21 protein-coding genes and 1 tRNA gene are annotated in these 21745 nt (G+C 65.0%); 10 read left to right on the top strand and 12 right to left on the bottom strand.

Annotated elements, in window-relative coordinates; translation table 11 throughout:
* Nucleotides 1-174: 174 nt before the first annotated feature.
* Both G5S35_RS12600 and lpxC read left to right on the top strand, forming a co-directional pair.
* On the top strand, nt 175-684 hold the full coding sequence (locus G5S35_RS12600) for a peroxiredoxin (protein WP_065060422.1): 510 nt from the start codon (nt 175-177) through the stop codon (nt 682-684).
* Between the two features lie 265 nt (nt 685-949).
* Nucleotides 950-1867: a UDP-3-O-acyl-N-acetylglucosamine deacetylase gene (lpxC, locus tag G5S35_RS12595; protein ID WP_065060421.1), complete on the top strand. Its 918-nt coding sequence runs from the start codon at nt 950-952 to the stop codon at nt 1865-1867.
* A 123-nt stretch (nt 1868-1990) separates the two neighbouring features.
* On the opposite strand, the gene G5S35_RS12590 is transcribed toward lpxC, so the two are convergent.
* On the bottom strand, nt 1991-2518 hold the full coding sequence (locus G5S35_RS12590; RefSeq protein WP_065060420.1) for a DciA family protein: 528 nt from the start codon (nt 2516-2518) through the stop codon (nt 1991-1993).
* Between the two features lie 341 nt (nt 2519-2859).
* Between G5S35_RS12590 and secA the strand changes: the two genes are divergently transcribed.
* The 4 genes from secA to G5S35_RS12570 all read left to right on the top strand — a co-directional run bounded on the left by secA (nt 2860) and on the right by G5S35_RS12570 (nt 8412).
* On the top strand, nt 2860-5661 hold the full coding sequence (secA, locus tag G5S35_RS12585; protein WP_065060443.1) for a preprotein translocase subunit SecA: 2802 nt from the start codon (nt 2860-2862) through the stop codon (nt 5659-5661).
* A 179-nt stretch (nt 5662-5840) separates the two neighbouring features.
* Nucleotides 5841-7082: a bifunctional glutamate N-acetyltransferase/amino-acid acetyltransferase ArgJ gene (gene argJ, locus G5S35_RS12580; protein ID WP_074987366.1), complete on the top strand. Its 1242-nt coding sequence runs from the start codon at nt 5841-5843 to the stop codon at nt 7080-7082.
* Between the two features lie 32 nt (nt 7083-7114).
* Entirely contained in the window at nt 7115-7987 is an 873-nt protein-coding gene (locus G5S35_RS12575; protein WP_074987367.1) for an ATP-binding protein, read from the top strand.
* Nucleotides 7984-8412 (top strand): NUDIX domain-containing protein, encoded by a 429-nt coding sequence (locus G5S35_RS12570; protein ID WP_065060417.1) that lies wholly within the window; start codon nt 7984-7986, stop codon nt 8410-8412. The genes G5S35_RS12575 and G5S35_RS12570 overlap by 4 nt, the downstream gene beginning before the upstream one ends.
* A gap of 87 nt (nt 8413-8499) precedes the next feature.
* Here the strand turns inward: G5S35_RS12570 and G5S35_RS12565 are convergent, their stop codons facing one another.
* The 9 genes from G5S35_RS12565 to G5S35_RS12525 all read right to left on the bottom strand — a co-directional run bounded on the left by G5S35_RS12565 (nt 8500) and on the right by G5S35_RS12525 (nt 16707).
* Nucleotides 8500-8697: a DNA gyrase inhibitor YacG gene (locus G5S35_RS12565; RefSeq protein ID WP_027817984.1), complete on the bottom strand. Its 198-nt coding sequence runs from the start codon at nt 8695-8697 to the stop codon at nt 8500-8502.
* Between the two features lie 73 nt (nt 8698-8770).
* Nucleotides 8771-9526: a cell division protein ZapD gene (gene zapD, locus G5S35_RS12560; protein ID WP_027817983.1), complete on the bottom strand. Its 756-nt coding sequence runs from the start codon at nt 9524-9526 to the stop codon at nt 8771-8773.
* Between the two features lie 256 nt (nt 9527-9782).
* Entirely contained in the window at nt 9783-10448 is a 666-nt protein-coding gene (coaE, locus tag G5S35_RS12555) for a dephospho-CoA kinase (RefSeq protein ID WP_124262243.1), read from the bottom strand.
* Nucleotides 10449-10469: 21 nt separating this feature from the next.
* Nucleotides 10470-11402, bottom strand: coding sequence for a prepilin peptidase (locus tag G5S35_RS12550; RefSeq protein WP_183038350.1), 933 nt, complete (start codon nt 11400-11402; stop codon nt 10470-10472).
* 29 nt (nt 11403-11431) lie between these two features.
* Complete coding sequence (locus tag G5S35_RS12545; protein ID WP_183038349.1) at nt 11432-12652, bottom strand: type II secretion system F family protein; 1221 nt, start codon at nt 12650-12652, stop codon at nt 11432-11434.
* On the bottom strand, nt 12649-13974 hold the full coding sequence (locus G5S35_RS12540) for a GspE/PulE family protein (protein ID WP_110329525.1): 1326 nt from the start codon (nt 13972-13974) through the stop codon (nt 12649-12651). Before G5S35_RS12540 ends, G5S35_RS12545 begins: the two co-directional genes overlap by 4 nt.
* 88 nt (nt 13975-14062) lie before the next feature.
* Complete coding sequence (locus G5S35_RS12535) at nt 14063-15391, bottom strand: HlyC/CorC family transporter (RefSeq protein ID WP_065060413.1); 1329 nt, start codon at nt 15389-15391, stop codon at nt 14063-14065.
* Nucleotides 15392-15597: 206 nt separating this feature from the next.
* A tRNA-Pro gene (locus G5S35_RS12530) sits at nt 15598-15674 on the bottom strand.
* 40 nt (nt 15675-15714) lie between these two features.
* Nucleotides 15715-16707 carry a polyprenyl synthetase family protein gene (locus G5S35_RS12525; RefSeq protein ID WP_065060412.1) on the bottom strand — a complete coding sequence of 331 codons (993 nt, stop codon included), beginning with the start codon at nt 16705-16707 and terminating at the stop codon, nt 15715-15717.
* A gap of 317 nt (nt 16708-17024) precedes the next feature.
* On the opposite strand from G5S35_RS12525, the gene rplU reads away from it, so the two are divergent.
* From rplU to proB, 4 genes are all read left to right on the top strand, one after another.
* Nucleotides 17025-17336 carry a 50S ribosomal protein L21 gene (gene rplU / locus G5S35_RS12520; RefSeq protein ID WP_065060411.1) on the top strand — a complete coding sequence of 104 codons (312 nt, stop codon included), beginning with the start codon at nt 17025-17027 and terminating at the stop codon, nt 17334-17336.
* Nucleotides 17337-17362: 26 nt separating this feature from the next.
* Nucleotides 17363-17626, top strand: a complete 264-nt coding sequence (rpmA, locus tag G5S35_RS12515) for a 50S ribosomal protein L27 (RefSeq protein WP_065060410.1) — start codon at nt 17363-17365, stop codon at nt 17624-17626.
* Nucleotides 17627-17859: 233 nt separating this feature from the next.
* Entirely contained in the window at nt 17860-18969 is a 1110-nt protein-coding gene (gene cgtA, locus G5S35_RS12510; RefSeq protein ID WP_065060409.1) for an Obg family GTPase CgtA, read from the top strand.
* A gap of 111 nt (nt 18970-19080) precedes the next feature.
* On the top strand, nt 19081-20199 hold the full coding sequence (gene proB, locus G5S35_RS12505) for a glutamate 5-kinase (protein ID WP_065060408.1): 1119 nt from the start codon (nt 19081-19083) through the stop codon (nt 20197-20199).
* A 90-nt stretch (nt 20200-20289) separates the two neighbouring features.
* Here proB and G5S35_RS12500 read toward each other — a convergent pair whose 3' ends face one another.
* Both G5S35_RS12500 and G5S35_RS12495 read right to left on the bottom strand, forming a co-directional pair.
* Complete coding sequence (locus G5S35_RS12500) at nt 20290-20853, bottom strand: CNP1-like family protein (protein WP_065060407.1); 564 nt, start codon at nt 20851-20853, stop codon at nt 20290-20292.
* A gap of 159 nt (nt 20854-21012) precedes the next feature.
* Complete coding sequence (locus G5S35_RS12495; protein ID WP_065060406.1) at nt 21013-21696, bottom strand: RNA pyrophosphohydrolase; 684 nt, start codon at nt 21694-21696, stop codon at nt 21013-21015.
* Nucleotides 21697-21745: the final 49 nt, after the last annotated feature.

Here is a 21745-nt window from a genome sequence, read left to right as displayed (position 1 = left end):
ACGCACCGTGCGAAGTTGCCCGGATTCCGGCCGACGTTGCCAGGCGCGTCGCCAGCACGCATTTCACATGCGCGAAGCGGGCGCCGGCGGTTTTTTCGGTCCATCGCGACCGGGCGTATGATGGCCCGATGCAGCGTGCCGACGTGCCTTGCGCATCGATGTGAAGGACGAGTCATGATCAAACAGGGTGAAACGCTGCCCGATGCGACCCTCTTCGAGTTCATCGAAGACGAGCGCGCGGGCTGCACGCTGGGGCCTAACAGCTTCGGCGTGCGCGAGCAGACGGCGGGCAAGCGCGTGGTGATCTTCGGATTGCCCGGCGCTTTCACGCCCACCTGCTCGGCGAAGCACGTACCGGGTTATGTCGAACAGTTCGACGCGCTGCGCGCGGCGGGCGTCGACGAAATCTGGTGTGTGTCCGTCAACGACGCGTTCGTGATGGGCGCGTGGGGGCGCGATCAGCGGACCTCGGGCAAGGTACGCATGATGGCCGACGGCAGCGCGGCGTTCACCCGTGCGCTCGGTCTGGAGCAGGATTTGTCGGCGCGTGGCATGGGCATTCGGTCCCAGCGCTACGCCATGGTGATCGACGACGGCGTGGTCAAGACGCTGAACGTCGAAGCGCCCGGCAAATTCGAAGTCAGCGATGCCGCAAGCATCCTGGCTGCGCTGAGCCCCGCATGAACGCGTTCGCCGTCCCAGCGTTGCCCTTGCGCAACGGGCCGGCACCGTAAATGTGACGGGCGATTACCTCAAGCCGTGCGGGCCGATGGCCGGGAACGCCTCCGTTCCGGTCATCGGCCCGTCGTCCATCCCGACAGCTCCCGTCAGAGTAACAACGGGAAACAGATTGTCACGCCCGGGACGACGACGGGTTCTGCATACTTGGAGTATAATTCGGGCTATGAGTTAAAAAATCCCGATTGGGATTTTCAATGAGTAGAACACTATGTTGAAGCAGCGAACCATCAAATCGATCGTGAAGACGGTCGGCATCGGCCTTCATTCGGGCCGCAAGGTCGACCTGACGCTCCGCCCGGCGGCGCCGGACACGGGCATCGTGTTTTCGCGCGTGGATTTGCCGACCCCCGTGGACATCCCCGCTTCGGCGATGTCGATCGGCGACACGCGCCTTGCCTCCGTGCTGCAGAAAGACGGCGCGCGCGTTTCGACGGTCGAGCATCTGATGTCGGCCTGCGCGGGTCTTGGGATCGACAATCTCTACGTCGACGTCACGGCTGAAGAGATTCCGATCATGGACGGCAGCGCTTCGTCGTTCGTGTTCCTGATCCAGTCGGCGGGCATCGAAGAGCAGAACGCACCGAAGAAGTTCATCAAGGTGAAGAAGACCGTGGAAGTGCGCGACGGCGACAAGTTCGCGCGTCTCGACCCGTTCTTCGGCTTCAAGCTCAAGTTCACCATCGACTTCCGCCACCCGGCCGTCGACAAGACCGGTCAGGCGCTCGAAGTCGACTTCGCGAACACTTCGTACGTGCGTGAAATCGCGCGTGCACGCACGTTCGGCTTCGCGCACGAAGTCGAAATGATGCGTGAGCTGGGCCTCGCGCGCGGCGGCAGCATGGACAATGCGATCGTGCTCGACGAATACCGCATCCTGAACAACGACGGCCTGCGCTACGACGACGAATTCGTGAAGCACAAGATGCTCGACGCGATCGGCGATCTGTACGTGGTCGGTCATCCGCTGCTGGCGGCGTACGACGCGTACAAGTCGGGTCACGGCCTGAACAACGCGCTGCTGCGCGAACTGCTGGCACACGAAGACGCCTACGAGATCGTCACGTTCGACGACACGCAGAAGGCGCCGCGCGGCTTCGGTTACGAGGCGCAGACGGCGTTTGCCTGAATTTCGGCGCTGATATTCGGCGCAGACTGTGCAGATATGAAAAAGGGTGGCGATATGCCACCCTTTTTGTTTTTCACGCCGATATTGCGTGCCTGCGGCGACGCGTCGCGGAGCGCCTGGCGTCTAGCGCCGCCGGAGATGCCGCGCCGCCATCTTCGCGAGCGCTTCCTGCAGCGGCGAGGGCGGCAGCGTCTCGCTGAGCGTGGCGAGCGCGGCGGCGCCGACCGGCGTCATGCGCGCCTGCTTCGGCTGCGGCGGCTCCTTCACCGCTTGCGGACGCACGCGGATGCGCACGCCGTCGATCGGCCAGCCGCGCGCCTGCAGGTCGGCGACGAGTCGCGGCTCCAGATGGCGCAGGCGCGCCGCGAGCGCGTTATGCGCGGCGAACAGCGCGAGCTTGCCGTCCTTGATAAAGCCGGGTTCGATGCTCGTCGCGAGGTAATCGGGCAGCAGCGCGCCCAGATCGCGCTGGATCGCCGCGATCTGCTCGACGCCCGCACGCAGCGGCGCGAACGCGTCGGTGCGGCTCAGCACTTCGGTGAGCAGCTGCGGCGCACGCGGCGCGCCGGACTTGCGCGATCCGCCGGGGCTGCGTGCAGCGCCGGTCGCGCGCGGGGCGCCAGGCCTTGAAATCGGCGAGAAACGGCTCATGTGGCAGGAATGGGAGCGCGCGCGGGTTGCGCGGCAATGTCGTGATTGTAGCTTGCGCGCTTTCCCTCCACGCGTCTCGTGGAGTGGCCGCCACGCGTCGCGCGCCGCTGCGGGGGCGCGTCAGCGCGGGCAGGGCGGCTGCACCGGTCACTGAGCCGACACAGGCGGTGTCAAGGGTGCGTGCTAAAATGCCCGATTCGAATCCACCAATTTGGGCTTAAGCCGCCGAGGTCTTTCCGATCCGGGTGCGTGGCGCGAGTCGTATGCAAACCTGGCGCAATCCGGGCGCACACGAGCCGCGCAGGAATCCCGGCCGAAGCCGCGACGCAGACACCGATCCGATGACCACCGGTTTCTTACAGAAAATCTTTGGCAGCCGCAATCAGCGCCTGATCAAGCAATATCAGAAGACGGTCGCGGCGATCAACGCGCTCGAACCGACGATCGAGCAGTACACCGACGAGCAACTGCGCGCCAAGACCACCGAATTCCGGGAGCGCGTCGCCAAGGGCACGTCGCTCGACGAACTCCTGCCCGAAGCGTTCGCCGTCTGCCGTGAGGCCAGCAAGCGCGTGCTGAAGATGCGTCACTTCGACGTGCAGCTGATCGGCGGCATGGTACTGCACTACGGCAAGATCGCCGAAATGCGCACGGGCGAGGGCAAGACGCTCGTCGCCACGCTGCCGGTGTACCTCAATGCGCTCTCGGGCCGCGGCGTGCACGTCGTCACGGTGAACGACTACCTCGCGCAGCGCGACGCCGAGTGGATGGCGCGTCTCTATAACTTCCTCGGTCTTTCTGTCGGCATCAACCTGTCGCAGATGGATCACGGCATGAAGCAGGAAGCCTATAACGCCGACATCACCTACGGTACGAACAACGAGTTCGGTTTCGACTACCTGCGCGACAACATGGTCTACGAGACCGAAGCGCGCGTGCAGCGTGCGCTGAATTTCGCCGTGGTCGACGAAGTGGACTCGATCCTGATCGACGAAGCGCGTACGCCACTGATCATCTCGGGTCAGGCCGAAGATCACACCGAACTCTACGTGCGCATGAACGCGCTGCCGCCGCTGCTCGAACGCCAGATCGGCGAAGAGAAGGCCGACGGCACGGGCGTCGAAAAGCCGGGCGACTACACGCTCGACGAAAAGGCGCGCCAGGTGTTCCTCACGGAATCGGGCCACGAAAAGGCCGAGCGCATGCTCGCCGAGTGGGGCCTGATCGGCGAGGGCGAAAGCCTCTATGCGCCGCAGAACATCACGCTGATGCACCACGTGTACGCCGCGCTGCGCGCGCACACGCTGTTCTTCAAGGATCAGCACTACGTCGTGCAGAACGGCGAAGTCGTGATCGTCGACGAATTCACGGGCCGTCTGATGGCCGGCCGCCGCTGGTCGGACGGGCTGCATCAGGCCGTCGAAGCGAAGGAACACGTCAAGATCCAGAGCGAGAACCAGACGCTCGCGTCGATCACGTTCCAGAACTACTTCCGCATGTACGCCAAGCTCTCGGGCATGACGGGTACGGCGGACACCGAAGCGTACGAATTCAACGAGATCTACGGTCTCGAAACGGTCGTGGTGCCGACCAACCGCGTGCCGAAGCGGATCGACAAGCAGGATCAGATCTACAAGACGGCCAAGGAGCGCTACGACGCCGTGATTCGCGACATCCGCGAATGCTACGAGCGTGGCCAGCCGGTGCTGGTCGGCACGACCTCGATCGAAAACTCGGAACTGCTCTCGCATCTGCTCACGCAGGCGGGTCTGCCGCACGACGTGCTCAACGCCAAGCAGCACGGCCGTGAAGCCGCGATCGTCGCCGAAGCCGGCCGTCCGAAGCGCATCACCATCGCCACCAACATGGCAGGCCGCGGCACCGACATCGTGCTGGGCGGCAATGCCGAGAAGCAGGCAGCGTTCATCGAGGCCGACGAGGCGATTCCGGCCGACGAAAAGGCGCGCCGCATCCAGCAGCTGCACGACGAATGGCAGACGCTGCACGATCAGGTGAAGGCCGCGGGCGGTCTGCACATCATCGGCACCGAGCGTCACGAGTCGCGCCGTATCGACAACCAGCTGCGCGGCCGTGCGGGCCGTCAGGGCGATCCGGGTTCGTCGCGCTTCTATCTCTCGCTCGAAGATCCGCTGCTGCGCATTTTCGCGGGCGACCGCGTGCGCGCGATCATGGACCGCCTGAAGATGCCGGAAGGCGAGGCGATTGAGGCAGGCATCGTCACGCGCTCGATCGAGTCGGCGCAGCGCAAGGTCGAAGCGCGCAACTTCGACATCCGCAAGCAGCTGCTCGAATACGACGACGTCTCGAACGACCAGCGCAAGGTGATCTACCAGCAGCGCAACGAACTGCTCGAAGCGCACGACATCACCGAAACCATCGGCGCGATGCGACATGGCGTGATCACCGAGATCGTGCGTCAGTTCGTGCCGGCGGGCAGCATCGAAGAGCAGTGGGACGTGCCCGAGCTCGAGGAAGTGCTGCGCAACGAATGGCAGCTCGACCTCGCGATCCAGGAAATGATCAACGAGTCGTCGTCGATCGATGCGGACGAGATTCTCGAAGCCGTGCTCGCTGCCGCCGACGAGGCGTACGAGCAGAAGGTCGCGCTCGTGGGCCGTGAATCGTTCAGCGGGTTCGAGCGCTCGGTCATGCTGCAGACGCTCGACCGCAGCTGGCGCGAGCACCTCGCGGCGCTCGACCATCTGCGTCAGGGCATCCATCTGCGCGGCTATGCGCAGAAGAACCCGAAGCAGGAATACAAGCGCGAAGCGTTCGAACTGTTCGCCGCGATGCTCGACGCCGTGAAGACGGAAGTCACGCGCATCGTGATGAACGTGCAGATCCAGTCGCAGGAGCAACTCGAAGACGCCGCCGAGCAGATGGAAGAGCAGGGCGGCCATCTGGAGAACGTCGAGTTCCGTCATGCCGAATTCGCGGAAGCGGGCGAAGGCGTGCCGGCAGCCGCTCCGGTCGCGGCGGACGCCGCCGCGGCGATGGTCGGCGCGGCCATGAGCCACGAAGCGCTACTCGGCGCGGACGGCGTGCCGAAGGTCGGCCGCAACGACCCGTGCCCGTGCGGCAGCGGCAAGAAGTACAAGCAGTGCCACGGCAAGATCGCGTGATGCGGCGTGGCGCACCCGTCGCGCGAGTTGCACGACGGGCGCGCCGCCTGCTTCATGACGTGCTTGCGCGTTGATTCCGGTGGCCCGCTCGCCAAGGCGGGCCTTGCGTTATGAATTCCCGATGCCGGCCCGGCCTTCAGGCGCCGCGGCCGGCATTGCCTTTTCGACAGGTCGCCCTCATGGCTGTCAATTTCCCCTCGATCGATCCTGCCCAACTTCATCCGGTCGCCGGCGTGACGCTCGGCTGGGCCGAAGCGCATATCCGCAAGCCCAACCGCAAGGACTTGCTGGTGATTTCCGTCGATGAAAGCGCGAGCGTGTCGGGCGTGTTCACGCTCAACCGCTTCTGCGCCGCGCCGGTCACGGTGTGCCGCGAGCATCTCGCGAACGTGCGCGCGGGCGGCAAGGGGATCCGCGCGCTCGTGATCAACACGGGCAACGCGAACGCGGGCACGGGCGAGCCGGGCATGGCGAACACGCGCGCAACCTGCGACGCGCTCGCGAAGCTGGCGGGCATCGAACCGTCGCAAGTGCTGCCGTTCTCGACCGGTGTGATTCTCGAACCGCTGCCGATCGACCGCCTCGTGGCCGGTCTGCCCGCCGCGCTCGCGAACCGCAAGGCCGACAACTGGTACGACGCCGCCCAGGCGATCATGACGACCGACACGCTGCCGAAGGCCGTGTCGCGCCAGATCGACGTCGACGGCCACACGATCACCTTCACGGGCATCAGCAAGGGCGCGGGCATGATCAAGCCGAACATGGCGACCATGCTCGGCTTCCTCGCGTTCGACGCGAACGTCGCGCAGCCGGTGCTCGACGAACTCGTGAAGTACGTGGCCGACCGCTCGTTCAACTGCGTCACGATCGACGGCGACACCTCGACCAACGACTCGTTCATCCTGATCGCCTCGGGCCAATCGAGCCTGCCTGCGATCACGTCGACGGATTCGCCCGCGTACGCCGCGCTGCGCGACGCCGTCACGGAAGTCTCGCAGACGCTCTCGCAACTGATCGTGCGCGACGGCGAAGGCGCGACCAAGTTCATGACGATCCAGGTGGAAGGCGGCAAGGACGTCGCCGAATGCCGCCAGATCGCCTACGCAATCGGCCACTCGCCGCTCGTGAAGACGGCGTTCTACGCCTCGGACCCCAACCTCGGCCGCATCCTGGCCGCGATCGGCTACGCGGGCGTGACGGATCTCGACGTCGGCAAGATCGACCTCTATCTCGACGACGTGCTCGTCGCGAAGGCGGGCGGCCGCAATCCGGACTACCAGGAAGAAGACGGCCAGCGCGTCATGAAGAAGAGCGAAATTCTGATCCGCGTGGTGCTCGGCCGCGGTAACGCCGAAGCCACGGTCTGGACCTGCGACCTCTCGCACGACTACGTGAGCATCAACGCCGACTACCGTTCCTGATCACCGTTTCCGATCACTTTACGCACCACGCAATGGACAAGCTCGAACAGTTTCTGACCCGCGCCGAAGCGCTGCTCGGCCGCCTCGAAGCCGTGCTGCCGCCGGCGACGCCCGAAGTCGACTGGAACTCGGCGGTGGCGTTCCGCTGGCGCAAGCGCCAGGGCCGCGGCTTTCTGCAGCCCGTGCCGGCGATCTCGACGATCGCGCTCGACGACCTGCAGAACATCGACCGCCAGAAGGACCTCATCGACCGCAACACGCGCCAGTTCGTGCAGAAGAAACCCGCGAACAACGTGCTGCTGACGGGCGCGCGCGGCACCGGCAAGTCGTCGCTGATCAAGGCCTGCCTGAACGCCTACGCGCAGGACGGCCTGCGCCTGATCGAAGTCGACAAGGACGACCTGCACGACCTCGGCGATATCGTCGATCTGATCTCGACGCGTCCCGAGCGCTTCATCGTGTTCTGCGACGATCTCTCGTTCGAAGACGGCGAATCGGGCTACAAGGCGCTCAAGGTGGCGCTCGACGGTTCGGTCGCCGCGCAGTCGGACAACGTGCTGATCTACGCGACCTCGAACCGCCGCCATCTGCTGCCCGAGTACATGAGCGACAACGAGACCTACAAGCACATGCCCGACGGTGAGATTCATCCGGGTGAAGTGGTGGAGGAGAAAATTTCGCTGTCGGAGCGTTTCGGGCTGTGGGTCAGCTTCTATCCGTTCAAGCAGGACGACTATCTGACGATCGTCGGCCACTGGCTGCGTCACTTCGAATGCAGCGATGCAGAAGTGGAATCGGCGCGCGGCGACGCGCTCGTCTGGGCGCTGGAGCGCGGTTCGCGCTCGGGCCGCGTGGCGTGGCAATTCGCGCGCGACTGGTCGGGCAAGAAGGCGCAAGAGGCATGAGCGAGCAAGGCAAGGACGGCGCGCAGAATCCGCCGGCGCGCCCTGTCACCGAGGTGGCCGTGGGCGTGCTGGTGCAGCCGGACGGGCGCTATCTGCTGGCGCAGCGTCCCGAGGGCAAGCCTTATGCGGGCTACTGGGAATTCCCGGGCGGCAAGCTGGAAAAGGGCGAGTCGGTCGAAGCCGCGCTGGCGCGCGAACTGCACGAGGAACTGGGTATCGACGTGAAGGCGTGCCATCGCTGGCATACGCTCGAACACGATTATCCGCATGCCTACGTGCGGCTCTACTTCTGCAAGGTCACCGAGTGGACCGGCGAGCCGCATGGCCGCGAAGGTCAGGCGTTCGTCTGGCAGTCGCTGCCGGCCAGCGTCGAGCCGCTGCTGCCCGCCACCATTCCGGTGCTGGAGTGGCTCGCGGCGGAGTAAGCTGAGCGCGACGCCGTAAAGACAAAAGCCGCTGTGCGACGAGCACTGCGGCTTTTTTTCATTCGGGCGGGACCGGACGGGGCGCGCTTATTGACGCGTATCCGTGGGCGGCGCTTCGTCGTCCGGCGGCGTGTCTTCTTCATTGCCGCCGATCCGGTACTTTTCGGCGGCCCACGCGCCCAGATCCATCTGCTTGCAGCGTTCGGAGCAGAAAGGGCGGAAGCGGTTTTCCGGCACCCAGCGGACATCTTTGCCGCAGGTCGGACATTTCACGACAGTGGTCATTCGGTCGAACGTTCAGTAGCTGTGCGCCGCCGTCGGGCGGCGCGGTTGGCAAGTGGCTGGCCCTGGCCGCGCTTTACAGGCTGCAGAGCGTGAGCTGGAACGGCACGTCCTGATCGACGGCGCGCGGACGCAGATCGCCGTCCTGCACCGTGAAGCGCACCCACAGCATATATTTGTTGGCGCTCGCTTCGGGGATCACGCGCAAATCCGGCGCCACGCGCACCTGCATCAGTTGATACGTGCGGCCCGAGAGCATCTGCTGATAGCTGCCCTGCATGGCCATGACCTTCGACGCCTGGCCCGATTCGCGCGCGAGACGCAGCACGATGCTCGCCGCGTCGCGCAGCGGCAGCAGCGGCGTGACCCATTTGGCGATGTCCTGGCGGCGCTGGTCGGCGTGCAGTTGTTGCCACGCGTAGTACGACGGCAGGTCGAATTTGCAGGTGCCGCCCGGAATGATCGCGCGGCTGCGAATGCTCGTGAGCCATTCGTTGTCCGCGAGATGCTGGCCGGTCTTGCCCTGCATCTGCGTGAGGCCCGCGAGCGTCTGCTCGATTTCGCCGAGGACGGATTCGAGCGCGTTCTGTTCGATGCCGGGATTGCCGCGGAACGGAGCGAGCGTTTGACGCTGTCGCTCGAGTTCCTTCATCAGGTCCGATTTGAGGTCGGCGCGGCCTGCGACTTCCGCGATTTCGAACAGCGTCGTGAGCGCGACGTGATGTTCCCTCGGGTCTTCCTGCGTCAGGAAAAACGTGAAGCGCTCGAACAGGTCCTCAAGGCGCAGCAGCGTCCGGATTCGCTCGTTGAAGGGATACTCGTAAAGAATCAAGCGCGCTCGCCTCGGGCGTGGTCGGTGAAGGATTTGCAGGACATTCTAATGCCGTGGGACTGCTGTCGCAATCGCATGCGGCCCGCGATTGCTTCACACGCTATTCCGGCTGCGTGCCAGGGATGTGTCGCGCGGTGTTTGAACTGCGCTTGAACTGTATTCGAGCCGCTATTCACGCACGCTCAAACGCATTTAAACGCATTCGAGCGCATTCGAGCGCGCCAGAAGCACTCTTGCGCTTTGTTGCGGCGCGCTTTTAATCGGCGTGTCTGCTATCGCGCGGCGTTTTCGCACGCGCAAGCGCGAGATAGCGCTGATGCAGTATTTCGACATCCTGCGCGAGCGCCTCGAGCTTGGCGCCGTCGTTGACGATCACATCGTCGGCGGCCGCGAGGCGCGCTTCGCGCGTGGCCTGGCGCGCGATGATCGCCTGCACCTGTTCGCGGCTGAAGCCGTTGCGGCGCATCACGCGCCCGATTTGCGTTTCCACGCTGCAATCCACGACGAGCACGCGCGCGACGCGCGATTTCCACGCGCCCGATTCGACGAGGAGCGGCACGACCACGATCACATACGGTCCGTTCGCCTCGCGCGTCTCGCGCTCCGTTTCCGCGCGGATCAGCGGATGCGTGATGGCTTCGAGGCGCTTGCGCGCGGTTTCGTCGCTGAATACGAGAGCGCGCATGCGTGCGCGATCCATCGAGCCATCGGCGGCGACGAATTCGGGGCCGAATTGCGCGGCGATCGGCGCCATGGCGAGACCGCCCGGCGCGGTGATGCGATGCGCGATCACGTCGGTATCGACGAGCGGCACGCCGCGCGCCGCAAACAGGTCGGCGACCGTGGACTTGCCGCTGCCGATGCCGCCCGTCAGTCCGAGCGTGAAAGGCTCGCGCGTTGCGCCCGATGTTGTGCCAGTCATTGCGCCCGTTATGGTCATCGATCAGATCCCCCAGGCGAAAGCGGCGTACAGCGGCGTGCCCGCGAACAACGTGACGAGCGCGCCCGCCGCGAGATAAGGGCCGAACGGCAGCGGTTCCTCGAAACGCATACGCCCGCTCGCCGTGGCGACGAGGCCGACGATCGCGCCGGCCACCGCCGCGATCACGACGATCTGCGGCAGCGCGCTCCAGCCGAGCCATGCGCCGAGCGCCGCGAGCAGTTTAAAGTCGCCGTGCCCCATGCCTTCGACGCCGCGCAGCAGCCGGAACAGCCAGTAGACGCACCAGAGCGCGAGATAACCGGCGACCGCGCCGATCACGGCGGCGTGCAGATCGGTGAAGGTCTCCGCGAGATTGACGAGCAGTCCGGCCCAGACGAGCGGCAGCGTGAGCGCGTCGGGCAGCAACTGATGTTCCAGGTCGATGGCGCTCATGGCGATCAGCGACGCGCACAGCACGAACGCCGCAAGCGCCTTGCCCGAGGGCCCGAAGGCGAGCAGCGCCGCGGCGGCACACGCGGCGCTGGCGATCTCGATGGCCGGATAGCGAGCGCTCACACGCGCGTGACAATGCGAACAGCGCCCACGCAACGCGAGCCAACTGACGAGCGGAATGTTTTCCCATGCGCGCAGGACGTGGCCGCAATGCGGGCACGCGCTGCGCGGCAGCCAGAGGTTGTAGCGCGCGGGCAGGCCGTCGTCGGCGAACAGCTCGCCCGAGGTTTCGGCATGGCCGAGTGCGTCGGCCGCGTCGGCGCGCCAGGCGCGCTCGAGCATGATCGGCAAACGGTGGATCACGACATTCAGGAAACTGCCGACAACGAGGCCGATGACGATTGCGAAGCCCATCAGCACGCCTGGCGGCAATAGCGCGAGGGCGGCGGTGAAGGGCAGCGCGGACGACGCTGCATCGGCGGAAGCAAGGGAAACGGGCATGAGCGGGGAATCGTAATCTGGCAGCGATGCTACACCACGTTGCCCAGTTGAATGATGGGAAGATACATCGCGACGACGAGGCCGCCGACCAGCGCGCCGAGCACGACGATCACGAGCGGTTCGCACAGGCTCGCGACGAGCGCGATTCTTTCGTCCACCTGACGGTCGGCGAGCGCGGCGACGTCGAGCAGCATGGCGTCGAGCGCGCCCGACTCTTCGGCGACCGCGACCGGCTGGATCACGTCGAGCGGAAAGCAGCCCGCCGCGCGCATCGCGGCGGCGAGCCGTTCGCCTTGACGCAGCCGCGCGCTGATGCCGGCGCTCGCGTGGTCGAAGAAGGCATTGCCGCTTGCGTGCGTGAGGGAGTCGAAGGCGTCGGCGAGCGGCGTGCCGGCGGCGAGCAGGGTGCCGAGCGCGCGGCTCCAGCGCGCCGCGCACAACGTAGTGAGCAGCGCGCCGACGAACGGCACCGCGAGCGCGACGCGACCGAACGCGAGACGCGCGGCTTCGGAGCGCCGCAGCAGCACATGTGCGCCGAATACGCCTGCGCAGGCACACGCCGCAGCCGGTAAGCTCCAGCGCGCGGCGGCGGCCGAAAGCATCAGCACGAACTGCGTGGGTGCGGGCAGCGCGGCGCCGAAACCGTCGAAGATCTGCTTGAACGTCGGCACGACCCAGATCAGCAGCGCGGCGGTGATGGCGATGGCGAACAGCAGCACGGCGACGGGATAGGTGAGCGCCGCGCGCACTTTCGCGCGTTGCGCCGCGCCGCGTTCGCGGTCGTCGGCGATGCGCGCGAGCACGGCCGCGAGCGCTCCCGACGCTTCGCCCACGGCGACGAGCTGGCAATACAGTTGGCCGAAACGCGCCGGATGCCGCGCAAGCGAATCGGCGAAACGCGTGCCCGCGAGAATGTCGCGCGCGAGCGCGGCGGCGATGCGCGGCATGCCGTGCGGCCCCGGTGATTGGGCGAGCAAGTCGAGCGCGCCCGCGAGCGGCAAGCCCGCGCGCAGCAGACTCGCGAGCTGACGCGTGAAGCGCGTGACGTCGGCATGATTCGCGCGCGGCTGCGGCGCGGGGCCGCGCCGCACAATGGCGGTCGCGGTGATGCGGTCGTGCTTGAGCTTGAGACGCACGGCGGGTGCGTCGAACGCGATCAACGCGCCGCGCCGGGGCGATCCGTTTGCATCGAGTCCGCGCCAGGCGAAGCGCGAATCCGTTGCTGACGACACGGCGTGGCGGGCGTTCATGGCGTATCCGTGGCGGCCAGCGCTTCGGCGAGACTCGTGGTGCCGTCGCGCACGCGTGCGAGCGCGGCGTCGCGCAAGGTGGCGACGCTTTCTGCGCGCGCCTGATGGGCGATCTCGTGCGCGCTGCGCTTCCCCACAATCATCTCGCGCATGGACGCGCTCACCGGCATGACTTCGTGTATGCCCACTCGCCCGCGATAACCGATGCCGTGGCACGCCTCGCAACCGCGCGCCGCGAATACGGATGAAGGCGATGACAAACTCGATGCGCGCGCATCGACTTCGAGACCGGCCGCGCGCAACACCGCCTCGGACTCGTTCGACGGCACGCGGCATTGCGGACACAGCCGCCGCACGAGTCGCTGCGCGGTGACGAGGCGCAGCGCGGCGGCGAGGTTGTACGGTTCCACGCCGATGTCGATCAGTCGTGCGACCGCGGCGGGCGCGTCGTTCGTGTGCAGCGTGGACAGCACGAGGTGGCCGGTTTGTGCTGCTTTCACGGCGACGCTGGCGGTCTCCTCGTCGCGAATCTCGCCGATCATGATGACGTCCGGGTCCTGACGCAGCAACGCGCGCAACGCGAGTGCGAACGTGAGCCCGGCTTTCTCGCGCACGTTGACCTGATTGATGCCCGCGAGCTGAATTTCGGCGGGATCTTCCACCGAGCAGAGATTGCGCGAAGCGTCGTTCAGCCGTTGCAGGAAGCAGTAGAGCGACAGCGTTTTCCCGCTGCCTGTGGGACCCGTGACCAGCACGAGCCCGTGCGGTGCGGCGATGGCCGCGCCGAGCGTGTGCTGCTGTGTGTCGTCGAGGCCGAGCGCGGCGAGCGAGAGATCGGCGGGCAGCGCTTCGAGCCGCCGCAGCACGAGTTTTTCACCGTGCAGCGTGGGCAGCGAATTCACGCGATAGTCTTCGGCCGACGCGTGTTGCGCAAGCGGAGCGAGCCGCAGCCTGCCATCCTGGGGAATGCGCCGCTCGGCGATGTCCATGCGCGCGAGCACTTTCACCCGCGTGACGAACGCGTCGCGCAGATGCACGGGCGGTCTGGCGATCTCGTGCAGCACGCCGTCGATGCGTACGCGAATGCGCCAGCCCTGTTCGAGCGGCTCGACATGCAGGTCGGAGGCGTTGCGCCGCGCGGCTTCGCGCAGCGTGTCGGCGAGCAGACGTACGGCTGGGGCGTCGTCGAGCGAGGCGGCCGGCGACGGCGTGTTCAGCGACGCGCGCGCGTTGCCGCTGCCACCGCCGCCGTTGGATAGGCCCTCGGCGGCCAGTGCGTGCGAACCGTTAGAACTGCGCGAACGATGAGGAATGGAAAACATCGAGAGCCGGCCCGAAGCCGCCGTGAGCGTGACGGCTTCATGATCGGCTGGCGCGGCTGCGCGCGCCACTCGGCCAAACGGCTAACGTCTAGTGGCCGGGCAGGAGCTTCTTCGCCTTGCCGAGCGTGCTCGCGAGGCCCTTGCCGGATTTGGCGCCGGGCTTGAAGAGCTTGACGGTGCGCACCGACTGGTCGTCGCTGCGCAGCACTTCGAGTTTGATGTCGCCGATCTGCAGGCACACGTCGCCGTCGGGAATCTCCTCGAGCATTTCGAGGATCAGGCCGTTGAGCGTCTTCGGGCCGTCCGTCGGCAGCTTGATCTGCAGCCAGCGGTTGAGTTCGCGCAGCGGCATGCTGCCCGGCACGATGCACTCGCCTTCGTCGTTCCAGCCGCCGCGTCCGGTGCCGCTGCGCGGCATGGTCGTGGTGAACTCGCCGATCAGCTCCTCGATGATGTCTTCCGGCGTGACGAGTCCTTCGAGTTCGCCGTACTCGTTTACGACTAGCGCGATGCGATGACGGCTTTCCTGGAAGTACTGAAGTTGCTGGAACACGGCGGTGCCGGTGGGCACGAAGTACGGTTCGGTGAGCAGTTCGCGCAGCGTCTCGCGCTCGAAATCCTGGTTATGTAGCGCGGCGAGCGTCTTGCGCACGTGCAGCACGCCGAGCACGCGATCGATGTCGCCTTGATAGACGATCAGCTTGTTGTGATAGCAGGTTTCGAGCTGATGCAGGATGTCTTCGAGCGGCGCGTCGTAGTCGAGCGCTTCGATGCGCCGGCGCGGAATCATCACGTCGTCGACGGTGATGTTTTCGAGATCGAACAGATTCAGCAGGATGCTGCGGTGTTTGGTCGGCATGAAACTGCCTGACTCGAGCACGATGGTGCGCAGTTCCTCGGTCGAGAGACGCTGGTCGCGCGCTTTGTGCGTGTTGATGTGCAGCACGCGCAGGATGGTGTTCGCGAAGCCGTTCACGAACCAGATCAGCGGCTTGGTCACGCGCATGAGCGGTGCAATCAGCAGGCTCGCGGGCAGCGCGATCTTCTCGGGAAAGGTGGCGCCGACGATCTTCGGCGTGATTTCCGCGAACACGATGATGAGAAACGCGACCATGCCGGTCGCCACCGAGAGCACCAGATTGTCGTGGCCGAACGTGTGCAGCGCGATCGAGGTGGTGAGCACCGGAATGATCGTGTTGAACAGATTGTTGCCGATCAGGATGACCGAGAGCAGCAGGTCAGTGCGCGCGAGCAGCTTCTGGGTGGTCTTCGCGCCGAGTGCGCCGTGGTTCGCGAGGTATTTGAGCCGATGGCGGTTGAGCGCCATCATCGCCGTTTCGGAGATGGAGAAGAAGCTGGAGCAGATGAGCAGGACGAAAACGGCGCAAATCTGCGCCCATAAGGGAAGGTGGTCCACGCTTGGAGACAGTGAGGGGAGCGGATGAGGGAAACTATAACAGAGGGTGCGCGCGCCAAATTCGCACGGGGCGGGCGCTGGATGCCACGTTGGCCATCGGGATAAGACGGCCCGCGCTGGACGCGGCAGTCAGGCGCGATGCGACCATGCACGATGTATGGACGAAAAAAAACCGCACAACGTTGTGTGCGGTTTTTTTGAAATTCTGGTCGGGGTGAGAGGATTCGAACCTCCGGCCTCTACGTCCCGAACGTAGCGCTCTACCAGGCTAAGCTACACCCCGAATTTTTACTGCCAGAACTCTCTGAGCTGCTTTGTCTTGTTCAAGACTGGCGCGTCGTCGAGTAAGAACATAATTCTAGCAGGCTATCTTTGTAATTGGAAGAGGGAAATGACGAAATTGCATCTGCGGCTGCTTGAGCCTCTGCTTTCGCGCATTGCAGCGTGTGGTCGAGCGCGCCCGAGCGCGTGATGGCCGCGAAGATTTCGTCGAAGCGCGTGGTGCCGCCTTGCTCGATGGCTTCGCGCGCGAGTGCCGCTTCCGCCGCGGTGCCGTGTTCGATCAGCCAGATCAGCGGCAGGGTGGGTTTGCCTTCGCGCAAGTCGTCGCCGGCGTTCTTGCCCATCGATTCGGGCGTGCCCGTGTAGTCGAGCCAGTCGTCCATGATCTGGAAGGCCGTGCCGATGCGCCGACCATATTCCGCTGCCGCTTCTTCCGTGCGCGCGTCGGCGCCCGAGAGCACCGCGCCCAGTTGCGCCGCCGCTTCGAACAGCTTCGCCGTCTTGTAGCGGATCACCTGCATGTAGCGCGTGGTGTCCACGTCGGCATCATGCATGTTCAGGAGTTGCAGTACTTCCCCTTCGGAAATGATCGTGGTGGCCTGCGAGAGGATTTCCATCACGCGCATCTTGCCCACGCCCACCATCATCTCGAACGAGCGCGAATACAGATAGTCGCCAACCAGCACGCTCGCCGCGTTGCCGAACAGCGCATTGGCCGTCTGGCGGCCGCGTCGCAGGTCCGATTCGTCGACTACATCGTCGTGCAGCAGCGTGGCCGTGTGGATGAACTCGACCACTGCCGCGAGCGTATGCCGCTGCGGACCGCGGTCGCCGAGCGCGCCGGCCACGAGCAGCAGCAGCGCCGGACGCAGCCGCTTGCCGCCCGCACTGATGATGTACTCGGAGATCTGGTTGATCAGCATCACCTCGGACGCCAGACTCTGCCGGATGACACGGTTTACCTGCTCCATGTCGCTGGCAATGGGGGCAAGCAGGGTGGCTGCGCTGGGGGAGGGGGTGGCAGTGGACGACATGATGGCAAATAGGGGTAGTGCCGCGGATTATAAGGCGAATCGGCAAGATGCCGGACGCTCCCCTGCCGTCCGGCCAGGGATTTGACCGCGCTTTCGTCGATGCTTCCCTCTATTCGGTCCGCGCGCGGCGGCACGCCCGGGCCAGGCCGGCGGCTGTCGCAAACGGCGCTCAGACAAGGCTGGAGCGGCTCACGCGGGTTTCCGGCGGCCTGTCAATGCGTGCGTCAAACCTTTTGACCGTGCAGCTAACTCTATGTATAATCTAGGGTTTCGGGCGCGCAGTGCGTCTGAAAAGATATTTTAGAGTGAGGTTCTCAATGTACGCGGTCATAAAAACCGGCGGCAAGCAGTACAAGGTTGCTGTTGGCGAAAAACTTAAAGTAGAACAGATACCGGCTGACATTGACGCAGAAATCACGCTCGACCAGGTTCTCGCAGTGGGCGAAGGCGAATCGATTAAGTTCGGTACGCCGCTGGTCAGTGGGGCTGTCGTCAAGGCCACCGTCGTGTCGCAAGGTCGTCACGCAAAAGTGACCATCTTCAAGATGCGTCGCCGTAAGCACTACCAGAAGCATGGCGGCCACCGCCAGAACTACACCGAACTGCGCATCGACGCGATCAACGCGTAAGCGCACGACGGTTAAGGAGCAAATAAATGGCACACAAAAAGGCAGGCGGGTCGTCACGTAACGGCCGCGACTCAGAGTCGAAACGACTTGGTGTTAAGGTGTTCGGCGGCCAGGCTATCCTCGCAGGCGGCATCATCGTTCGCCAGCGCGGTACGCGTATGCACCCGGGCCTGAACGTCGGCATTGGCAAGGACCACACGCTCTTCGCGCTGGTCGACGGCCACGTCGCGTTCACGACCAAGGGCGCTGCGAACAAGCACACGGTCAACGTCGTTCCGGCAGCGGCCTAAGTTCTAGTCCGCTCGCAATCGACGCAAGGAAGGCCCCGCGAAGTTTGCGGGGCCTTTTGTTTATCTGTTGATTTATCTGGGTTCCGATCCAGATCGCCAATCCGCCCATGGCGGACGTGACCGGCGCCTGTCGGTTTGCACTGGCCATTCGGCCAGGTGGGCAAGTACGGCGACGGCGCGCACAATACGTTGGCAAAATAACGACACTCACCGAGTACGGGACGGAGTAACGCATGAAGTTCATTGACGAAGCGAAGATCGAAGTCATCGCCGGCGATGGGGGCGATGGCAGCGCGTCGATGCGGCGCGAGAAGTTCGTCCCGTTCGGCGGGCCGGACGGCGGCGACGGCGGGCGAGGCGGCAGCGTCTACGCCGTCGGCGACCGCAATATCAATACGCTGATCGACTACCGCTATACGAAGAAGCACCTCGCGCGCAACGGCGAAAACGGCCGCGGCGCCGACTGCTACGGCAAGGGCGGCGACGACATCACGCTGCGCATGCCGGTCGGGACGGTGATCAGCGACATGGACACGGGCGAGCTGATCGCCGACCTCACCGAGCACGACCAGCGCGTCATGGTCGCGAAGGGCGGCGCGGGCGGCCTCGGCAACCTGCATTTCAAGTCGTCCACGAACCGCGCGCCGCGTCAGAAGACCGACGGCAAGCCCGGCGAGCGCCGCATGCTCAAGCTCGAGCTGAAGGTGCTGGCCGACGTCGGCCTGCTCGGCATGCCGAACGCGGGCAAGTCCACGTTCATTTCCTCGGTCTCGAATGCGAAGCCGAAGATCGCCGACTACCCCTTCACCACGCTCGCGCCGAACCTCGGCGTGGTGCGCGTGGGTCCGAGCAAGAGCTTCGTGATTGCCGACATTCCGGGCCTGATCGAAGGCGCGGCGGAAGGCGCGGGCCTCGGTCACCAGTTCCTGCGCCATCTGCAGCGCACGAACCTGCTGCTGCATCTTGTCGACATGGCGCCGTTCGACGAGAGCGTCGACCCGGTCGCGGAAGCGAAGGCCATCGTCGAGGAACTGCGCAAGTACGACGAAACGCTGTACGACAAGCCGCGCTGGCTCGTGCTCAACAAGCTCGACATGGTGCCGGAAGACGAGCGCGCCGCGCGCATCGCCGACTTCGTGGAGCGTTTCGAGTGGAAGGGCCCGGTGTACGAGATTTCGGCACTCACGGGTCAGGGCTGCGAGAATCTTTGCTACGCGATCTACGACTACGTCTCCGAGCATTCGGATGCGCGTCGCGCCGAGGAAGCGGAAGATCTCGCCTCCGACGTGCGCTTCCGCGGCGGCGAGGGCGGAGCGCCCGAAGCCGGGCAGCCGCAGGAGTAATTCGCGGTCGTTCGCAATATTTGCAGTATCAGCAGCATCGCAGTTCACGCCGGCGCGCAACCCGTGCCGGCTGCTTCACGCGTCATCAAGTCAATTGGGAGACCGCGCAGCATGCGTTCCGTCATCGCCGATTCCCGGCGTCTGGTAGTGAAAGTCGGTTCGAGCCTCGTCACCAACGACGGCCGTGGGCTCGATCATGCGGCCATCGGCCGTTGGGCCGCGCAGATCGCGGCCCTGCGCGCGCAGGGCAAGGAAGTCGTGCTCGTCAGTTCGGGCGCGATTGCCGAGGGCATGCAACGCCTCGGCTGGAGCAAGCGACCGCGTGAGATCGACGAACTGCAGGCAGCGGCGGCGGTCGGGCAGATGGGGCTCGCGCAGGTCTACGAAAGCCGTTTCTCCGAACACGACATCCGCACGGCGCAGATCCTGCTCACGCACGCCGACCTCGCCGACCGCGAGCGCTATCTGAACGCGCGTTCCACGCTGCTCACGCTGCTGCGTCTGGGCGTGGTGCCGATCATCAACGAGAACGACACCGTGGTCACCGACGAAATCAAGTTCGGCGACAACGACACGCTGGGCGCGCTCGTGGCGAACCTGATCGAAGGCGACGCCCTCGTCATCCTCACCGATCAGAGCGGTCTCTATACGGCCGATCCGCGCAAGGACCCGACTGCCACGCTCGTGCAGGAAGCCGACGCAGGCAAGCCCGAACTCGAAGCGATGGCGGGCGGCGCGGGGTCGAGCATCGGCCGAGGCGGCATGCTCACCAAGATCCTGGCGGCCAAGCGCGCGGCGCACAGCGGCGCGAACACGGTGATCGCGAGCGGTCGCGAGGAACAGGTGCTGGTGCGGCTCGCCGCGGGCGAGGCGATCGGCACGCAACTCATCGCACGTACTGCGCGCATGGCCGCACGCAAGCAATGGATGGCCGACCACCTGCAGGTGCGCGGCCATGTGGTGATCGACGACGGCGCGACGCAGAAGCTCACTGCCGACGGCAAGAGCCTGCTGCCCATCGGCGTGACCGATGTGCAAGGTGCGTTCGCGCGCGGCGAGGTCATCGCGTGTCTGAACGGCGAAGGCCGCGAGGTCGCACGCGGGCTCACGAACTACAGCAGCGCTGAGACCAAGCTCATCCAGCGCCATGCGAGCACCGAGATCGAAAGCGTGCTGGGCTACATGCTCGAACCCGAACTGATCCATCGCGACAATCTCGTGCTGGTCTGAGCGCCGGGCTACGTCAGGACGCAAAAAAGCCGCAGCGGTCGTCGACCGTTGCGGCTTTTTCTTTGTGCCGCCGTTTGACGAGGCGCGCGATCAGCGCACGAGCGTCGACTGCGTGCGGCCGAAGCGGATGTTCTCGATGATGGTCGAGGCCTTGCCGATCGGCATCTTGTTCGCGCAGAAGTAGTCCTGATATAGCGCCGAGTGATACGCGTTGAGCGTGCCATTCTCGATGCGCGACCAGTCGTTCGCAACGGTCTGATCCCAGCCGTTGTGGTCGGCGTTCAGGCTCGCGTAGAGGCGCCACTCGTAAGTGTCGCAGCGAATGCCTTCGTAGTTGATGTTGCGCGCGCCGCCCGGGCTCGTGATGACGATGGCGTAGCGCACCACGCCGTCGCTGCCCACGCTGAGCGAGGCCGGATCGACGGCGAATTTGAGCTGCGTGTTGTTCGACACGTCGAACGGCAGCAACTGCGTGCCTGCCTGCGGCAGCGCCGGCAGGCTTTCGACCTTGTTCTCCTGCCAGGTGCCTTTGCGGTCGAGCAGATACGTGAACGCGCTGTCGTCCTTGTTGGTGGGGGCGGAACTGCCGCAACCGGCCAGCAGGACGCTACTTGCGGCCGCAGCGCACGCTGCGGCAAGAGCAATTCGTTTCAAATTGGTTTTCCTTCGATGCTCCGGCGCTGGGCGCACGAATGCGCGGCGCCGCGAATGCGGACCGGCCGAGGTCGCGCCGCGTATTCGCATACGCAGCGCGGACGAGGCCGCTCCGGGCGTTCAGTGCGCCGCCACGAGACGTAACCTGGCTGACTCGTGTTACTCGTGCTCGTCCGGCGCAGGCTCGATCATACTCCCCGCCGTACCGCAGTCGCTTTCCAGCACCGTGCGCACTTCGACCACCTCGCCCTCGATGAACGCGGGTTCGATCTGCACCGCCTGGGCGTGCGCCGACGTCACGATGCGCGGATAGCGCACCTCGTGCCCATGCCCGTGCGAGCCGGCGCTGCGTTCCACACGCGGCGCCGCAGGCCGCCGCAGAAAACGCGAAAGCTCGGTCAGCGCCAGTTGATAGACGTCGCGCTTGAACTCGATGACCGCTTCGAGCGGCACCCAGTACTCGTTCCAGCGCCACGCATCGAACTCGGGATGCTCCGTTGCCCGCAGGCAGATATCGCAGTCGCGCCCGACCATGCGCAGCAGAAACCAGATCTGTTTCTGACCGCGATAATGGCCGCGCACTTCGCGCTTGATGAACTTGTCCGGCACCTCATAACGCAACCAGTCGCGCGTGCGACCGACGATCTTGACGTGCTCCGGATGCAAACCGGTTTCTTCGTGCAACTCCCGAAACATTGCCTGCATGGGGGTTTCACCATACTTGATGCCCCCTTGCGGAAACTGCCAGGAATGTTCGCGAACCCGCTTGCCCCAAAACACCTCGTTTCGCGCGTTCAAGAGGATGATGCCGACGTTCGGGCGAAACCCCTCACGATCCAGCATACAACCACCTTCGAATCCTTTAAAATTGCTTTGATTATAAACAGATAAC

It is taken from the genome of Paraburkholderia tropica (assembly GCF_014171495.1).
Lineage (GTDB): Bacteria > Pseudomonadota > Gammaproteobacteria > Burkholderiales > Burkholderiaceae > Paraburkholderia > Paraburkholderia tropica.
Note: the sequence above shows the minus strand (reverse complement) of the source record. Positions and strands in the feature narration are given on the sequence as shown.

What these genes read in the sequence shown, in the direction of transcription:
- G5S35_RS12600 (WP_065060422.1), top strand. Translation starts at nt 175, where the DNA reads ATGATCAAACAGGGTGAAACGCTGCCCGATGCGACCCTCTTCGAGTTC.
- lpxC (WP_065060421.1), top strand. Translation starts at nt 950, where the DNA reads ATGTTGAAGCAGCGAACCATCAAATCGATCGTGAAGACGGTCGGCATC.
- G5S35_RS12590 (WP_065060420.1), bottom strand. Translation starts at nt 2,518, where the DNA reads ATGAGCCGTTTCTCGCCGATTTCAAGGCCTGGCGCCCCGCGCGCGACC.
- secA (WP_065060443.1), top strand. Translation starts at nt 2,860, where the DNA reads ATGACCACCGGTTTCTTACAGAAAATCTTTGGCAGCCGCAATCAGCGC.
- argJ (WP_074987366.1), top strand. Translation starts at nt 5,841, where the DNA reads ATGGCTGTCAATTTCCCCTCGATCGATCCTGCCCAACTTCATCCGGTC.
- G5S35_RS12575 (WP_074987367.1), top strand. Translation starts at nt 7,115, where the DNA reads ATGGACAAGCTCGAACAGTTTCTGACCCGCGCCGAAGCGCTGCTCGGC.
- G5S35_RS12570 (WP_065060417.1), top strand. Translation starts at nt 7,984, where the DNA reads ATGAGCGAGCAAGGCAAGGACGGCGCGCAGAATCCGCCGGCGCGCCCT.
- G5S35_RS12565 (WP_027817984.1), bottom strand. Translation starts at nt 8,697, where the DNA reads ATGACCACTGTCGTGAAATGTCCGACCTGCGGCAAAGATGTCCGCTGG.
- coaE (WP_124262243.1), bottom strand. Translation starts at nt 10,448, where the DNA reads ATGACTGGCACAACATCGGGCGCAACGCGCGAGCCTTTCACGCTCGGA.
- G5S35_RS12550 (WP_183038350.1), bottom strand. Translation starts at nt 11,402, where the DNA reads ATGCCCGTTTCCCTTGCTTCCGCCGATGCAGCGTCGTCCGCGCTGCCC.
- G5S35_RS12545 (WP_183038349.1), bottom strand. Translation starts at nt 12,652, where the DNA reads ATGAACGCCCGCCACGCCGTGTCGTCAGCAACGGATTCGCGCTTCGCC.
- G5S35_RS12540 (WP_110329525.1), bottom strand. Translation starts at nt 13,974, where the DNA reads ATGTTTTCCATTCCTCATCGTTCGCGCAGTTCTAACGGTTCGCACGCA.
- G5S35_RS12525 (WP_065060412.1), bottom strand. Translation starts at nt 16,707, where the DNA reads ATGTCGTCCACTGCCACCCCCTCCCCCAGCGCAGCCACCCTGCTTGCC.
- rplU (WP_065060411.1), top strand. Translation starts at nt 17,025, where the DNA reads ATGTACGCGGTCATAAAAACCGGCGGCAAGCAGTACAAGGTTGCTGTT.
- rpmA (WP_065060410.1), top strand. Translation starts at nt 17,363, where the DNA reads ATGGCACACAAAAAGGCAGGCGGGTCGTCACGTAACGGCCGCGACTCA.
- cgtA (WP_065060409.1), top strand. Translation starts at nt 17,860, where the DNA reads ATGAAGTTCATTGACGAAGCGAAGATCGAAGTCATCGCCGGCGATGGG.
- proB (WP_065060408.1), top strand. Translation starts at nt 19,081, where the DNA reads ATGCGTTCCGTCATCGCCGATTCCCGGCGTCTGGTAGTGAAAGTCGGT.
- G5S35_RS12495 (WP_065060406.1), bottom strand. Translation starts at nt 21,696, where the DNA reads ATGCTGGATCGTGAGGGGTTTCGCCCGAACGTCGGCATCATCCTCTTG.